At 62.6% G+C, this 16,350-nt stretch carries 12 protein-coding genes; 1 reads left to right on the top strand and 11 read right to left on the bottom strand.

Annotation, left to right across the window (positions count from 1 at the left end):
* Positions 1–226: 226 nt before the first annotated feature.
* The 7 genes from BVK86_RS11580 to BVK86_RS11550 form a co-directional block, all read right to left on the bottom strand.
* Positions 227–1,870: a fatty acid--CoA ligase gene (locus BVK86_RS11580; protein ID WP_075946576.1), complete on the bottom strand. Its 1,644-nt coding sequence runs from the start codon at positions 1,868–1,870 to the stop codon at positions 227–229.
* A 19-nt stretch (positions 1,871–1,889) separates the two neighbouring features.
* Positions 1,890–3,668 carry an acyl-CoA dehydrogenase C-terminal domain-containing protein gene (locus BVK86_RS11575; RefSeq protein ID WP_075946575.1) on the bottom strand — a complete coding sequence of 593 codons (1,779 nt, stop codon included), beginning with the start codon at positions 3,666–3,668 and terminating at the stop codon, positions 1,890–1,892.
* A gap of 7 nt (positions 3,669–3,675) precedes the next feature.
* The gene (locus BVK86_RS11570; protein WP_075946574.1) at positions 3,676–6,195 is read right to left on the bottom strand and encodes an efflux RND transporter permease subunit; all 2,520 of its coding nucleotides are present in this window, start codon (positions 6,193–6,195) and stop codon (positions 3,676–3,678) included.
* A gap of 16 nt (positions 6,196–6,211) precedes the next feature.
* Positions 6,212–7,288 carry a WD40/YVTN/BNR-like repeat-containing protein gene (locus BVK86_RS11565; RefSeq protein WP_075946573.1) on the bottom strand — a complete coding sequence of 359 codons (1,077 nt, stop codon included), beginning with the start codon at positions 7,286–7,288 and terminating at the stop codon, positions 6,212–6,214.
* 103 nt (positions 7,289–7,391) lie between these two features.
* A complete protein-coding gene (locus BVK86_RS11560; RefSeq protein WP_075946572.1) occupies positions 7,392–8,750 on the bottom strand; it encodes a DUF1329 domain-containing protein in 1,359 nt (452 codons plus the stop codon).
* Positions 8,751–8,791: 41 nt separating this feature from the next.
* Entirely contained in the window at positions 8,792–10,795 is a 2,004-nt protein-coding gene (locus tag BVK86_RS11555; protein WP_075946571.1) for a DUF1302 domain-containing protein, read from the bottom strand.
* 136 nt (positions 10,796–10,931) lie between these two features.
* Complete coding sequence (locus tag BVK86_RS11550) at positions 10,932–11,498, bottom strand: RBBP9/YdeN family alpha/beta hydrolase (RefSeq protein WP_075946847.1); 567 nt, start codon at positions 11,496–11,498, stop codon at positions 10,932–10,934.
* 355 nt (positions 11,499–11,853) lie between these two features.
* Here BVK86_RS11550 and BVK86_RS11545 point away from each other — a divergent pair, with 355 nt between their 5' ends.
* Positions 11,854–12,861: an AraC family transcriptional regulator gene (locus tag BVK86_RS11545; RefSeq protein ID WP_075946570.1), complete on the top strand. Its 1,008-nt coding sequence runs from the start codon at positions 11,854–11,856 to the stop codon at positions 12,859–12,861.
* 124 nt (positions 12,862–12,985) lie between these two features.
* Here BVK86_RS11545 and BVK86_RS11540 read toward each other — a convergent pair whose 3' ends face one another.
* From BVK86_RS11540 to BVK86_RS11525, 4 genes are read right to left on the bottom strand one after another with little or no spacing between them, the layout of a single operon-like run.
* Complete coding sequence (locus tag BVK86_RS11540; protein ID WP_075946569.1) at positions 12,986–13,996, bottom strand: YeiH family protein; 1,011 nt, start codon at positions 13,994–13,996, stop codon at positions 12,986–12,988.
* Positions 13,993–14,319, bottom strand: a complete 327-nt coding sequence (locus tag BVK86_RS11535) for a Rieske (2Fe-2S) protein (RefSeq protein WP_075946568.1) — start codon at positions 14,317–14,319, stop codon at positions 13,993–13,995. Before BVK86_RS11535 ends, BVK86_RS11540 begins: the two co-directional genes overlap by 4 nt.
* On the bottom strand, positions 14,316–14,978 hold the full coding sequence (locus tag BVK86_RS11530; RefSeq protein WP_075946567.1) for a DsbA family oxidoreductase: 663 nt from the start codon (positions 14,976–14,978) through the stop codon (positions 14,316–14,318). The genes BVK86_RS11535 and BVK86_RS11530 overlap by 4 nt, the downstream gene beginning before the upstream one ends.
* Positions 14,975–16,291, bottom strand: coding sequence for an MFS transporter (locus BVK86_RS11525; RefSeq protein ID WP_075946566.1), 1,317 nt, complete (start codon positions 16,289–16,291; stop codon positions 14,975–14,977). The genes BVK86_RS11530 and BVK86_RS11525 overlap by 4 nt, the downstream gene beginning before the upstream one ends.
* Positions 16,292–16,350: the final 59 nt, after the last annotated feature.

Here is a 16,350-nt window from a genome sequence, read left to right as displayed (position 1 = left end):
CGCAACAGCGATTAAGCTGCAATGACCCGGCACCGGAGAATCCCCCATGTCCAAGCACTTGTTCGCGCCGCTCCTGCTCGCGGTGGCCGTGGCCCTCGGCGGATCGTCCTGCCATGATTCCAGCCAGGACGACCAGGCGAGGCCGCCCATGAACAGTGACAGTGGCAGGATCATCCCGCCGCAACAACGCATGCCCTCGACCCTGCCACGGCCGAGGATGTAGCGCCTAGTTCGCTTCGCTTTCGCGGATCAGTTTTTTGTTGATTTTGCCGACGCTGGTTTTGGGGATTTCGGCGACGAACTTGAATTGCTTGGGGATCGCCCATTTGTTGATGCGCCCGCCGTCGACGAAGGCTTGCAGGTGGGTCTCCAGGATCTTGCGGTCCAGGAATTGACCCGGCTCGCTGACGACCATCGCCATCGGGCGTTCGCCCCACTGTTCGTCGACGATGCCCACCACCGCGACCGACATCACCGCCGGGTGTTCGCTGATCAGGCTTTCCAGTTCCAGGGAGCTGATCCACTCGCCACCGGTCTTGATCACGTCCTTGATGCGGTCCTTGATTTCCACACCGCCCAATTCATCTATCGAAGCCATGTCGCCCGTGTGCAGCCAGCCGTTGTGCCAGAGTTCGGCGCCCTTGTCCTTGTCTTTCAAATAACCTTGGGTCAGCCACGGTGCGCGCACCACGATTTCGCCGAGGGACTCGCCGTCGTGGGCGACGTCGCTCCCGTTGGCGTCGATGATTTTCAGGTCGACCATCGGCACCGTCGTGCCGGTCTTGATGCGGATCGGCAATTGGGCTTCGCGGGGCAGCGCGAGGTCTTCGTCGCGCAGGTAGGTCAGGCACAGCAACGGGCAGGTTTCCGACATGCCGTAACCGGCGTGCACCAGCATGCCTTTGGCGCTGGCTTCGCTGGCCATGCCGAGGGTCAGGGCGCTGCCGCCAAGGAGCATTTTCCAGCCGTCGAAACGGGTCGCCTTGCCCTCTTCGCAGTGGAGGATCATCTGCAAAATGGTCGGCACGCAGTGGGAGAACGTGACCTTCTCTTTGCGATACAGACGCACCAGGCTGTTGGGTTCGTAGCGGCCGGGATAGACCTGCTTGATGCCCATCAGGGTGGCGACATACGGCACGCCCCACGCATGCACGTGGAACATCGGTGTGATCGGCATGTACACGTCGTCGGAGCGCAACAGTGGCTGGCCCTGATAAACGCCCAGGGTGCCGACGGCATTCAGGGTGTGCAGGACCAATTGGCGATGGCTGAAGTACACGCCTTTCGGGTCGCCGGTGGTGCCGGTGGTGTAGAACAGGGTCGCCACCGAGTGCTCGTCGAAGTCGGGGAAGTCGTACTGGTCGGACGCCTCGGACAGCAGGTTTTCATACTCGCCCAGCACCGGCAAAGACGTCGCGGCAGGCGTGTCATCGGTCAGCTGGAGGAAGCCTTTCACCGTGGTCAGCCGCCCGTGAATCTGTTCAACCAGCGGCAGGAAATCATCATGCACCAGCACCAGATCATCCTCGGCGTGGTTCATGGTGTAGAGCACCTGCTCCGGCGACAGGCGAATGTTCACCGTGTGCAGCACCGCGCCGATCATCGGTACGGCGAAGAAGCATTCCAGGTAGCGGTGGCTGTCCCAGTCGAGCAAGGCCACGGTATCGCCGGCCTTGACCCCGGCCGCCGTCAGCGCGTTGGCCAGGCGGCGGATGCGTTTATTGAGCGTCTGGTAGCTGTAGCGCAGTTTGTCGGCGTAGACGATTTCCCGTCCCGGCTCGTAGCGCACGCCGGACAGCAGCAATTGCTTGATCAGCAGCGGGTAGGCATAGGCGCCGTCGGCGGGTGGAATTATTTTTGTCGCCATCATGAGGGGGGTCCTTGTCCGGTCAGAACTGCTCGGCTTGCAGGGCGAACAGGCATTCGCTGCCCGCCTTGGCCGAGGCGCTCAACGAGTGAATACGCGGCAACAAGCGGGCGAAGTAGAAGCGCGCGGTGGCCAGTTTGCTGACGTAGAAGTCGTCCGTGGAAGGGGTGCTCATGGCCGCCTTGGCCATGCGTGCCCACAGGTACGCGTAGGCGGTGTAGCCGAACACGTGCAGGTAGTCGACCGAAGCCGCGCCGATTTCATTCGGGTTGCTTTGGGCGCGGTCGAGCAGCCACGAAGTCAGTTCGTCGAGGGTGTCGACGGCGGCGTTCAACGGCCGGGTGAACTCGCCGAGGTCAGCACAGGCATTGGCGGTGAAGTTGCGGATCTCCGAGGCGAACAAGCGGTAGAGCGCCCCGCCGCTGCCGACGATTTTGCGCCCGACCAGGTCGAGGGACTGGATGCCGTTGGTGCCTTCGTAGATCTGCGTGATGCGCACGTCACGTACCAGTTGCTCCTGGCCCCACTCGCGGATGTAGCCGTGGCCACCGAAAATCATCTGACCGTGCAGGGTGGTCTCCAGGCCCATGTCGGTGAGGAAGGCCTTGGCCACCGGCGTCAGCAGCGACACCAGTTCTTGCGCGCGGTTACGCACGACGGCGTCTTCGCTGTATTTGGCGGTGTCCAGTTGCAGGGCCACGTAGCTGGAGAACGCGCGACCGCCTTCGTTCAGGGCTTTCATGGTCAGCAGCATGCGGCGCACATCGGGGTGGACGATGATCGGGTCGGCGGCTTTTTCCTTGAGCTGCGCACCGCTCGGCGCACGGCTTTGCAGGCGATCACGGGCGTATTCGACGGCGTTCTGATACGAACGCTCGCCCTGCGCCAGGCCTTGAATGCCCACGCCCAGGCGCTCGTAATTCATCATGGTGAACATTGCCGCCAAGCCTTTGTTCGGGGCGTCGACGATCCAGCCCGTCGCGCCGTCGAAATTCATCACGCAGGTGGCGGAAGCCTTGATGCCCATTTTGTGCTCGATGGAACCGCAAGACAGCGCGTTGCGTTCGCCCAGTGAGCCGTCGTCGTTGACCAGCACCTTGGGCACCAGGAAAAGCGAAATGCCTTTCGGGCCTGCCGGTGCATCGGGCAGACGCGCCAGCACCAGATGGATGATGTTTTCGGTCAGGTCGTGCTCGCCACCGGTGATGAAAATCTTGCTGCCGCTGACCTTGTAGCTGCCGTCCGCCTGCGGCTCGGCGCGGGTGCGGATCATGCCCAAGTCAGTGCCGGCATGGGCTTCGGTCAGGCACATCGAGCCGGTCCAGGTGCCGGCGTACAGGTTTGGCAGGTACTTGGTTTTCAGCGCTTCGCTGGCGTGGGCGTTGATCGACAGGCAGGCGCCCGCCGTGAGCATCGGGTACAGGCCGAACGACAGGCTGGCCGAGTTGACCATCTCTTCAACCTGCGCCGAAATCGCCTTGGGCATGCCCATGCCGCCGAACTGCGGATCACCGCCGACGCCGACCCAGCCACCTTCGGCAAACGCTTGATACGCGGCGATGAAACCCTCCGCGGCGCTGACCGCGCCGTTGTTCCAGGTGCAGCCCTGTTCGTCGCTGGCGCGGTTCAGTGGCGCGACCACTTCAGCGCTGATCTTGCCGGCCTCTTCGAGGATCGCGGCGGCGGTTTCTTCATCGATCACGTCCGCCAGGCCGGGCAATTTGGCCCACAGCCGGGACACCTGGAAAACCTCGTTGAGTACGAAGCGCATGTCGCGCAAAGGAGCTTTGTAGTCAGACATTGTGGGCTTACTCGGAAGTGGTCAGGGCATGAGGCACACCCGGACGTTCAGTGGATTCGGTGGTTTCGGCGGGCGTGACGGGTGCGGTTTGCGGCACCCGTTCACGCAGCAGGAAGTACGACAGCGCCGGAATCAGGATCAGCGCGCCGAGCATGTTCCACAGGAACATGAAGGTCAGCAGGATGCCCATGTCGGCCTGGAACTTGATCGGCGACCAGACCCAGCACACCACGCCCGCGGCGAGAGTGATGCCCACCAGCCCGACCACCCGGCCAGTGAACGACACCGCATTGCGGTAGGCCTGGGACAGCGGCAAGCCCTGACGCTGGAAGTGCAATTGCACGCTGAGCAGGTACAAGGCGTAGTCGACGCCGATCCCCACGCCGAGGGCAATCACAGGCAAGGTCGCGACTTTCACGCCGATGCCCATGGCGACCATCAGCGCTTCGCAGAGGATCGAAGTCAGCACCAGCGGCAACAGCGCCACCAGCGTGGCGCGCCAGCTGCGGAAGGTGATCAGGCAGAACAGCGTCACCGCCGCGTAGACGTACAGCAGCATGGTGCGGTTGGCTTCGCGCACGACGATGTTGGTCGCCGCTTCGATGCCAGCGCTGCCAGCCGCCAGCAGGAACTGACGATCTTCAGTGCTGTTTTCCTTGGCGAACTGGTCGGCGATGGCCACCACCGCGTCCAGGGTTTCAGCCTTGTGATCCTTGAGGAAGGTGATCACTGGCATCAGCGAGCAGTTGTTGTTGAACAGCTCCGGCGAGTTGACCGAGGCTTGCTGCGCGGCGTAGTTGAGCACGTCCTGGTTACGCTGGATGCTGTTGAGCTTGGGGTTGCCTTCATAAGTGCCGGCGGTGATCTGGCGCACGGCGTTGACCAGCGAAGTCGTTGCCTGCACGCCCGGATACTGCTGCAGCTCCCAGGCCAGACGATCGGCAAGCACCAACGTCTTGTAGTTCAGGCAGCCCTCCGGCGCGGTCTTGATCATCACCGCGAACAGGTCGCTGGACAGCGCGTAATGCTGGGTGATGTAGGCGTTGTCGCGGTTGTAGCGCGAGTCGGCACGCAGCTCCGGCGCGCCACTTTCGAGGTCGCCGATCTTCAGGTTGAGGCTGACCATGAAACCGCCGATGCCCATCAGCACCGCGACCAATACGGCACCCGTGGCCCACTTGCGCGTGGTGAAGCGGTCGAGCAAGTCCCAGAGTTTGCCGAAGCCTTTGTGGTGTTCGGCGCGGGTGTCGATTTTCAGCGCGCGTTCGGCCGCCTTGGCACCGACGCCGACATAGGACAGCGCCACCGGCATCAGCAGCAGCGAGGTGAAGATCAACACGGCCACACCGATACTGGCGGTGATCGCCAGGTCCTGGATCACCGGAATGTCGATCAGCATCAGCACCGCAAAACCCACCGCATCCGCCAGCAACGCGGTGACACCCGCGATGAACAGACGGCGGAAGGTGTAGCGCGCGGCGATCAGTTTGTGGGTGCCGCGGGCGATGTCCTGCATGATGCCGTTCATCTTCTGCGCCGCGTGGGACACGCCGATGGCGAAGATCAGGAACGGCACCAGCACCGAGTACGGGTCAATGGCATAGCCGAGCCAGGCGACGATGCCCAGTTGCCAGACCACCGCGATCAGCGAACAGCCGACCACCAGCAAAGTGCTGCGCACGCAACGGGTGTAGGCGTAGATGATTGCCAGTGACGTGATCACCGCCAGGCCGAAAAACATCATCACCTGGATCAGGCCGTCGATCAGGTCGCCCATCAGTTTGGCGAAGCCGATCACCCGCACCTTGTACTGGCCCTTGCCCTCCTCCCCGGATTGACGCGCAGCGCTGTCGCCGGCGTATTCGATCTTGTCGCGCAGCTGCTCTTCGAGCATCTGCGAGAACGCGTGATAGTTGATGGGTTGGCCACCGGCGGCGGCTTTGTCCAGCAGCGGCACGATCAACATGCTCGACTTGAAGTCGCTGGCCACCAGGCTGCCGACCAGACCGGCGCGGGAGATGTTCTGGCGCAGTTGTTCGATCTGCTCAGGTTGCCCGGAATAGGTGTCGGGCATCACCGGGCCACCCTGGAAACCGTCCTCGGTGACTTCGGTCCAGCGCACCGCGGGGCTCCACAGGGATTTCATCCACGCGCGGTCGACGCCTTCGGTGAGGAACAGCTGGTCGTTGACCTGCTTGAGTACGTCGAGGTACGCGGGGTCGAAAATATCGCCTTGGGTGTTCTCGACCACCACCCGCACCGAGTTGCCGAGGCCACGCAACGACTGGCGGTTTTCCAGGTAATTCTGGATGTAGGGCTGGCTCTGCGGAATCATTTTTTCGAAGCTGGGGCGCAGCTCCAGGCGCGTTACGGCCATGAAGCCCAGCACCACGGTGGCCAGCGCCATCAGCAGCATGAACAACGGCCGATAGTTGAACACCCACCGTTCGAGGAGGTTGCCGGAGTGCTGGTCGAAATCCCGCAGTTCGCGGATCACCGGCATGGCGTCTTGTTTGATATTGCCCATGTCTGGATTCTCGCTCTTAGGGTTCGAGGGCTAGCGTCTGGGTGCCACGGCTGCCCGCGACCACCAACGCACCCGCGGCGGACTGGGTGGCACCGGCGACCGGCGTCGACACCGGTTGGCGCAACAGGCGCATTTGCGCGCCCGTGCCTTGGCTGACCAGCATCTGCCCGCCCTGGGTGAACAGGCGGTAATTGCCATGCGCATCGATCAGGCCAGCGGTGATGCTGACGTGCAGTCCGGTCTCGAGTGCGGTCCAGTTCAGGCCGCCATCGGTGCTGCGCAGGACGTTGCCGCGCAGGCCATAGACGAGCACTTCGCCCGGTTTGCCGAGTACGCCGAAGAAGCTGCCCTGGTAAGGCGTCGGCACAGCGGCGAAGCGTTGGGCGTTGTCAACCCATTTGAGCAACAGGCCTTGTTCGCCGGCGATGTATAGGGCGTCGCCGGTGGAGGCGATGGCGTTGAGGTGGAAACCTTGCGGGTTGTCGGTGCGATCCTGGAATGGCGCCCAGCTCTGGCCGCCGTCGTCGGTGCGCAGGATCAGATTGAACACGCCGACCACGTAGCCGACTTTGTCGTTGGCGAACCAGACATCGAGCAGCGGTTTGTCCGCACCCTGCTCAGTCAACCGTTGGCCCTCGGCGACCCGCAACGGCCATTGCTCGTTGCCCGGTTCGGCACTGGCCAGTGCCGAATAGTGTTCGACCAGCAAAGCGCCGATCTGAAGACCGTCGAGCTGTTTATGCCAGGTTGCGCCGGCGTCGCTGCTGTGCAGCACCACGCCGTCGTTGCCCACCGCCCAGCCTTGGGTGGTGGTCGGAAAATTCACGGCCGTGAGATCGGCACTGACCGGCACGGCGGCCTGTTGCCAATGCTTGCCGGCGTCGTCGGAAAACACAATATGGCCGCGCTGGCCGACGGCGATCACGCGCTCACCGGCGCGGGCCATGCCGGACAACGGGCTGTTGATGGCCAAGGCACTGACCCTGGCGGGCAGGTCCAGCACGTCGACGTATTCCGCCGCGTGGGTGACGCCCTGCATGATGCCGAGCACAACGCCGAACGCCAGTTGCAGATAATTTTTATACGAACACATACCGCGTCCTCTTCGGAAAACCTCGCCGGGACACACTTTCGTGTACCTGGCGTTCATGCCGTCTGTGGGCGCGAGCAGGCTCGCGCCCACAGTGGATCGTGGCTTAGCGAATGCCGGCGCCGGCCAGTGACTCCGACGACCACTGCGCCTTGGAGAGCGGGTCGATGTACTTGATGCCGCCGTAAGGGCCGACGACACCGTTGATGTTGTAGGAGCCGCCCACCAGGTCGTAGATCATGAAAGGCGTGGAGTCTGGCACCTGCTTGTCGTAGCTCTGGCTGAGGAAGGCGAAGGAGCCGCGATAGAGCTGACCACGGGCGTCATATTGATCCGAGGCCAGAGCGGTCCAGCTGTCTTCGTCGAGGTAGAAGCGGCGCTTGGCGTAGATGTGACGGGCACCGGCCTTGAGGGTGCCTTCGACGACCCACACGCGGTGTTTTTCCCAGCGCACGAAGTCCGGCGCGAGGTGGTTGGCGGTGGTCAGCGACTTCGGATCCTGGGCGTAAGTCAGCTTGTAGGTGTTGTAGGGCACGATCATTTCCTGCTTGCCCACCAGCTTCCAGTCGTAGCGATCCAGCGCACCGTTGAACACGAACACGTCGTCGTAGGTGCCTGCGCCGGCTGTGCCCGGGTTCGGCGTGTCGTAGGCCAGGTTCGGTGCCAGTTTCACCCGGCGCTGACCCGGCAGGTATTGCCAGGCGCGACGCGGTTGCTGCAGCGGGTTGGCGGCGTCCTTGAGCATGACCGCTTCGCCGGCGCGGCGTGCAGGGCCGGTGTACGACAGCTTCATCTGGTAGTACACGTCGGCGCTGCTGATCGGCTGCGACAGGTTTTCGTAGATCGGGTAGGAAATGAACGCCTGCCCGGTGGTCGCCAGGCTCGGCACGCCTGCGGAGTCAACGTTCCAGGAGTCATACTTGGAGTTGATGCTCACGCCCTGATAACGCAGCAGGAAGTTCCACATCGCTTCGTTGCCCGACTGTGGAATCGGGAACGGTACGCCCGGCAGCACATTGTCGATGGCCAACCCGTTTTCCAGGGACTTGGCACCGCTGGCGTTCTTCACGCCGTTATCCAGAATGGCTTGGGGCAGCGAGACGGTACGGTGGGTCGGGAACACATCGACCCGGAACGTCGGGAAGCGCTTGGCCAATTCGACGGTGGTGGCGCTGAGCATGTTTTTGTACTGATCGACGTTTTTGCCGTCGATCACCAGCAACGGCTTTTCATTGGCAAACGGGTCCGGGCGCATGCTGTCGCCGGATTTGAAACTGGCGGGCGGCGTGGTCAGGCCACCGTTGTAGGCCGGAATCGAACCATCAGCGTTCCCCGCCTTTTCGGCGCCCACCATCGTCAGGCTGGTGCCCAGCTTGGCAGCTTCCTGGGTTGAAACAGCGGCCTGTGCCTGGGCGGCAAGGACCATGGCCAGCGAAACGGCCAACACGGTTTGTGCGAATTTCATGTTGTTATTCTCCTGCTTGCATTGAGCAAATCAGTGGTGAATCAGAAAGTGGTTTTCATCGTCAGGTAAACGGCGCCACGGTCCTCAGTCGTTGCACCACCACCGGAGAAGGCCGAGTAGCCACCGGCGTAACAGGCGTAGTTTTCGTTGCCGCTGAAGGCGTTCGGCGTGGAGCCGTCGCCACCGGTCGGGCCGGTGCTCACGCCGCTGACGTTGCACTTGTCGGTTTTGCCGAAGGAGTCCACGTACTTCAGGTCGACAAAGTATTTGTTGTACACAACGGCCCCGAGGCCGATGGCGTAGTTGCCGGTGTCTTTGGCACCGCCACCGGAGACCGGCGACACGCCATCGAGACCGAGGTTGACCGACATCGGCGCGTTGAGATCGACGCCGGGGAACACCTGGTACCAGGTCGGTGTGAAGTTGACTGCGATGCCCCAGTTGTCCCGGGTCGGCGCGTCGATGCCGCGATAGCTGTCCTTGCCTTTGTAGAGCGCCTCGTTCTTGCTATCGAGCTTGAGCAGGTTGCTGTAGTACAGCTCGCCGAGCAGGGTCGCGGAATCGAACAGCGGCGTATCGGCAATGGTCATCAGGCCATTGAGCGTCCAGTGCAGGGTGTCGCCGGTGGCGGCCATGCTGTCGCCTTTTTCCGGGGTGTCATACACCACGCCGGTGGCGGCGGTACGCGCCGGCAGCAAGCCGAGCCCCTGGCCCAGGCCCAACGGGCTGTTGGTGCTGACAATCGCCGGAATACTCGCCAGCGGCATGTTGTGGCGGATGTTCAGGTCCGAACCCACGCTCACCCCGCCGACGTCCTTGGACAGGCTCAGGCCGACGACCTTGATGTTGTCGGCGTAAGCCAGTTGATAGGTGGCGGTGTTCAGCGAGTTGAGGGTGTTGATCACCGCAGGCACTTGCCCGGCCGGGCGGGTGCCGTTGGCATTGGCCGAGGACACGCCACGGGCATCGAGCCAGGCTTGCGGCAGGATTTCCGAGGTTTCGCGGTAGTAGACGCCGAGGGTGCCATCGAGCCAGGCCGGCGACCACTTGGCCATGACGCCCCAGTCGCCGCGCTTGTCCGGCGTCAGGTCATGGCCGCGACGGACGTTGGTCAAGCCGTTGCACGGCGCCAGGCCGCAACCGAGCGGGCTGCCCGGAACCACCGCGTTGGTGTTGCCGAGCAGGAACGACTGCGCGCCGAAACCGACCAGGTCGGAACCGCCGTAATAGGTGCCCGCTTCCGGCAGGCGCGCTTCGTCCCAATCGAGGAAGTACTGGGCGCCAACGGTCAATTCCGGGTTGACGGTGAACGACATCGACAGCTGGTTACGCGGGACGAACAGTTCCTTGGCTTCAGTGCCCGGCGATGCGGCGAGTTTGGCCAGGTCAAGGCCCGACTGACCGTAGCTGACCGAGTGCACCGGGTTGAGCAGCGTCTCGCCCCAGAACACGTTGTGCTGGCCGGCCTTGACGCTGAGTATCGACTCCTCGCCCACTTCAGTGCTGTAGAACACGAACGCGTCGAGAATTTCGCCCGAGGGGCCGGTGTAATAGCGCTGGGCGTAGTTGCTCAGGTGCGGGCTGCCGGTGCCGACGTTGTCACGGGTCACGCCCGCCAGACGCGGATCGTTGGCGATCAGGCCCGAGGTCGAACCGTTGCCGTTGACGAACGGGTTGGAATTGGAACCGGCGTTTTCGTAGGCCTTGTCGTACCAGCTGGCGGCGCTGACGCGAAAGCCCATGTGGTTCTGGTAGACCACATCCATCTCGGTCAACAGGTCGACACGGTTGGTGATGTTGGTGCCGGCCTTGCGGAAGTTGTAGTCACCGTCGTTGTTGTTCGGGGTGGCCAACAGGCGTTTGTCGGCGCTTTCGGTGCGCACGCCGTAGTTGTACTTGACGGTGTTGTCCAGGCGAACGGTCCAGTCCGGGTTTCCTGTCTCGATCTCGGCCGCATGGGCCATCGGCACCGTTGCCGCGAGAATGGCCGAGGCCAGCAAGCTGTAGCGTGAAGGGGTCAACCCGTGACTCTTGTTGTTGTGCATTGCGTTGTCTCCGCCTTTTTGTATTTGTTTTAAGCGCAGCCGCCCTCTCGCGGACCTCTTCGGGTCAACGTTTCAGGAGTGAGGGCAAATGCCGGCTGGCGTGGTGCCTGCCGGTTCCTGTATTAGCGGTCCTGTTTTATTGGTCCAATCGCAGGATCAGTGCCTCGGCTTGCGCCCAGTGGCCAAATCCTGCGGCCGGATTGAGATGGCCGACATCGCCCAGATCGAGCAATTCGGCGCCCCAGTTTTCAGCCATGCGTGACACGGCGGAAAAACTGGCCAGGTGATCGTTGGTGCTGCCGGCCACGATGCTGCGGAACGGCAGCGGGCCTTGTGGCAGAGGGTCCCAGCCCTCGCGGCTGAGGGTTTCGGAAGACGGATAGTTGGCCGGCCAGACCGCATCGAGGTCCGGTGGCGCGGCCAGCAATGCGCCCTTGATCGGACGGCTGAACTGCGCCGCCCAATGCGCGACCATCAGTACGCCAGCGCTGTGGGCAACCAGAATCACCGGCCCGTCGATCTGCTCCAGTTCGTGCTGAATAGCGCGTACGCGGGCACCGCAGTCGAGCTTGTCGGTGTCCAGCGGCGGCACGCTGCGCACCTTGGCGAGTTTCGCTTGCAGCAGCGTTTGCCAATGCTCGGCAACGTGCTCGCGCAGACCCGGTACGATCAGAACGGTGGCGGCAGTTTGCAATTTGTCCACGGTCAACACCTTCGCTTTCTCGATATCTCGACTGGCTGTTTCGCCAGGGGCTTTTTGTAGGGTCGACATTAAAGAGCGCCCACTCGAGGCGCTTTACATTGGACGTCAGGCACTTTTCTTTTGATGACAAATTGTCCGACACTTTATCGCCTCGACCGCTGGTCGAAAAACCTCGCAGGTTGGCGCAGGGTCACTGTAATCAACGGATGAGGCTGGATTACTCCCGCCAGCTGCGCTGATTCGACGGCGCTCAGCGTGAAATCCATCGACGACAAGACAACTGTTCAACAGTCGATGCGCTGGATATAGTCGCCACGCTCATGCCATTCGCCATCGGCCCAGGGAAGACCCACGCATGCCCAAGCTTGTTCGCGCCGCTGTACTGACCAACTACCTGGAGGTCACCCAGTATCTGGGCTTTAACCCGCGCGATGCATTGGCCGCCATTGGCCTGAGCAGGGCTCAATTACTGGCCCCCGAACATCGCATTCCCATCGATTCCGCTGTGCGTTTGCTGGAGGACTCGGCCGCCGCCAGCGGTTGCCAGACTTTCGGCCTGAGCATGGCCGAGTCGCGCCAGCTTTCGGACTTCGGCGTGGTCAGCCTGTTGCTCAGCCATCAGCGCACCCTGCGCGATGCCTTGCAGGTGGTGGTGCATTACCGGCACTTGATGAATGACTCGCTGGCGATCTTCATCGAAGAGGCCGGCAAGATGGTGATCATTCGCGAAGAGGTGGTGACTGAAACGCCGATGCCCAGCCGCCAGGCCACCGAGTTGGCCATCGGCGTGATGTTTCGCCTGTGCTCGGCGCTGCTCGGCTCGCATTGGCATCCCTACAGCGTCAACTTCATGCACCAGGCGCCGGACAATCTGCAGCTGCATCGACGGCTGTTCGGCTGCACCCTGGAGTTCGGCAGCGAGTTCAACGGCATCGTCTGCTCCGACGCCAGCCTCGACATGACCAACCCCAACGCTGACCCGGCCATGGCCCGTTACGCACAAAGCTACCTCGACTCGCTGCAGAGTCATCAAGGCACCTCAATGCTGTTCGAAGTGCGCAAGGCCATCTACCTGCTGCTGCCGATGGGCCGCGCCACCATCGAACAAGTCGCCCAGAGCCAGGGCATGAACGTGCGCACGCTGCAACGTCGCCTGAAGGACGATGGTTGTGCATTCAATGACGTGATCAACGACGTACGCCGCGATCTGGTGCTGCGATATCTGGACAACCCGAATTATCCGCTGAGCCGGATTGCCGACATGCTGGGCTATTCGATGGCGAGCTCGTTTACCCGGTGGTTTATCAGCCAGTTCGGCATGCCGCCGGCGACATGGCGCGCGCAGAAGCAGAAACCGTCCTGACAGAAAAAAAGCAATCCCATGCAGGAGCGAGCTTGCTCGCGATGAGGCCGTGTCAGTCGACATCAATGCTGAATGTCAGACCGCTATCGCTGGCAAGCCAGCTCCCACAGGTTTTGTGTGAGTCCTAGAATCCCCAGCGCAGCAAGAGCAGCACCAGCACGACGAGGAATACCGTCTCCCCCACCATCAGCAAAATCGGTTTGATCCCGACCGCTGCCAGCTCCTTCAAACGGGTCTTCATGCCCAGCGCACTGATCGAAATCACCAGGCACCAGCGCGACAGTTCGTTGACCGAGCCCTGCACCGCCGGGGCGACCCAACCGGTGCTGTTGATGCACGCCAGCATCAGAAACCCTACCGCAAACCACGGCAACAACGGCGGCCGCTTGCCGGTCGGATCGGCGCCCTGCAGGCGGGTGATCATCGCGGCAGTGACGATCACCGGCAGCAGCATGGCGACGCGCATCAGCTTGACCACCGTGGCCGTGTCGCCCGTCTCGGTAGACATGCTGTAGCCGGCGCCAACCACTTGGGCGACATCGTGAATGGTCGCGCCGAGGAACACGCCTGCCACCTGCGGCGACAACTCCAGCCAGTTGGCGATCATCGGATAAACAATCATCGCCAGGGTCGACAGCGCCGACACGCCAATCACGGTGAACAACGTCGCTCGCTCTTTCTGCGGATGATTCGGCAGCGCCGCCGCCAGCGCCAACGCCGCCGAAGCCCCACAAATCGCCGTCGCGCCGCCTGTCAGCATGCCGAACAGTCGCTGAAATCCCAGGGCCTTGGCCGCGATCACAGAAACGCCAATGGTCACCACCACCAGAATCACCACCAGCGCAATCGGCTTCCAGCCCAGCGCCGCCATCTGCTCCAGGGTGATGCGCATCCCCAGCAACGCCACACCGATGCGCAGCACCGTGCGCGCGGTGAATTCGACCCCGGCCTTGCACGGGCCGTCATCGGCGAGAAAATTCAGGGCCATGCCCAGCAGCAAGGCGAACAGCATGACCGGCGCACCGTAATGTTCGGACAAAAACGACGCAGCGGCAGCCACGATCAGGCTGACGATAAACCCCGGCGCCAGTTCGCGCGTGCGACTGTGGATACGGGTCAGAGCGATGGCGCTCATGGCGCGACCTCCTCGCAAGTGATAACGATGAACGCCTGGTCGTCGATGATCTCGACCGGGTAGCTCGTGACTTTGACCAGCGTGGAATTGAGCAGATAACCGCTGCGTAAATCGAAACGCAGGCCATGGGCGCAGCACTGAATCACCCGCCCTTCAAGACGCCCGCCACACAGCGAGGCGCCCTGGTGCGGGCAACTGTCGTCGATGGCAAACAGCTGCCCGTCGACGTTGAACAACGCCAGGCTTTTGTCTTCGAATTCGAACAGCGCACGACCTCCGGCCTGCGGGTATTTGCCGGCAGGTACGGGAATGCGCCGGGTCATGCCGGCTGCCGCTCGCGCTCGCTTTCCTTGAGGGCTTCGTGCATGGCCCCGAGCAGCGCCTGGGCAGGCTGCGCACCGATCACGGTCATGCGGTTGTCGAGCTGGAAGCTCGGTACGCCGCTGGTGGCGCCGGGGGCTCCGGCAAACGGCGTGGCATCGCCTTTCAGGCAGTCGGCCACCGCGTCCGGGTCAATGCCGCAAGAGCGGGCAATGGCCAGCAAGGTCTCACGGCAACCGAGGTTTTCGCGTCTTTGGAAGTACGCGGCGAACAGTCGCTCGAGCAACATTTCCCGCTGCGCCCCATTGCCCAGCTCGCTGGCACGTTGGAACAAACGATGGGCGTCAGCGGTGTTGGGCATCGTGGCGATGCGGCTCAGGTCAATCGGCAGTCCAACCGCACGGGCCGCCTCCTGCACCTGGGCCTGACGCATGGTCATGGCGTCGGCGTTGCCCAGGCGCTTGCGGTAGAAATCGGCGAAGGGTTCACCTTCTACCGGCAACTGCGGCAGCAACTGCACGCCATGCCACACCGTGGTGATCTGCACATCCGGATGACGACTGCGGAACTGCACCTGCGCATGCTCCAGCTGGCGTTTGCCGATCAGGCACCACGGGCAGATAAAATCGAAAAACACATCAATACGTAAACGACGACTCACAACTTCACCTCTATCCCGGCTTCATGGACGGGGTCAGGCACGCACTGACCCTGAAGTCGGGCAATGTCTTTGTGGTAGTGACACTTGGCATAAAAGAACACCGCGGCTGCCGCGAGGCTGACCAGTGGCACCAGTTGAAACGCGGCATGCAAGCCGATCAGATCGGACACCCGACCGGTGATGAACGGCCCCGGCGCCAGCCCCAGCATGTTGTTGGCCAGGGTCAGCGTGGCGAACGCCGTGCCGTGCACCGAGTAATGCGTCAGGTTGGCGACCATCGCCCCGCAAGGGCCGGTGGTGCCGGTGGCGATCAACATGCCCAGGCAGATCAGCGCCAGTTGCAACGGCCCTGCCTGCAAGGCAAAAGCGGCCGACAACAGCAGACAACTGCCCAGGCAGAAGCCGATGGCCAGACTGACCTTGCGCTCCGGCGAGTGCCGGCACAGGCGATCACTGAGCATGCCGCACAGGATCATCCCCGCGCCGCTGCACAACACGATGATCGCCGCCATGCCGCCTGCCTTGTCGGTGGGCATGTCGTAGTAGCGGTTGAGGTAGCTGGGCATCCACACCATCACCGTGCCGCCGACGAACAATTGCAAGCCGCTGGCGACATAGGTGGCGACCACCGAACGGCTCGACCACAACGTGCGCAGCGGTCGCTTGACCGCTGCGGCCGCCTTGGCGGCGCGTTGCGGGGCAATGCGAGCTTCCTTGACGATCAGCGGATAGAGCATCGCCAGCACCAGGCCGAACAGCGCCATGCCGGCGAACGACCAGCGCCAGCCCAGCTTCGCGGCAATGGCACCGCCTAAGGCCATGCCCAGTACCGAACCGAACATGCCGCCGGCCATGAAGGCACTGGCCAGGGTGGCGCGCATGTGTTTCGGGAACACCGAAATCACCACGGCGATGCCGACGCTGCCATAGGCGGCCTCGCCGACGCCGACCATGAACCGCGCGATGAACATCTGCTGGTAATCCTGGGCCAGCGCGCAGCCCAGGGTCGCCAGGCTCCAGAGCATCGCCATCAGCGCCAGGCTCTTGACCCTGCCGAAACGGTCGGCCATCAGCGACAGCGGAAAGGTCAGCAACCCGACCATCAACGCCACGATGCCGCTGAGCAGGCCGAGCTGACCGTCGCTCAGTGCCCACTCGCTTTTCAGCAGCGGGAACACCGCGTTCAACACCTGGCGCGACATGTAATCGGAAATCAACAGGCCAAACGTCAGGGCGAAGACGATCCAGGCATATTGGCGCGCAACCACAACTCCACCGGAGTCATCGTCGTCGGCGATTGGGTGAAAGGCCATGCAGCCTCCTCAAAGCTTCGTTTTATTGTTGTTATCAAGCGTGTAGCAAAGCGCCGAAC

Source organism: Pseudomonas reinekei (assembly GCF_001945365.1).
Classification (GTDB): Bacteria; Pseudomonadota; Gammaproteobacteria; order Pseudomonadales; family Pseudomonadaceae; genus Aquipseudomonas; species Aquipseudomonas reinekei.
The sequence above is the reverse complement of the archived record's forward strand: the minus strand, read 5'-3'. Positions and strand labels throughout refer to the sequence as shown.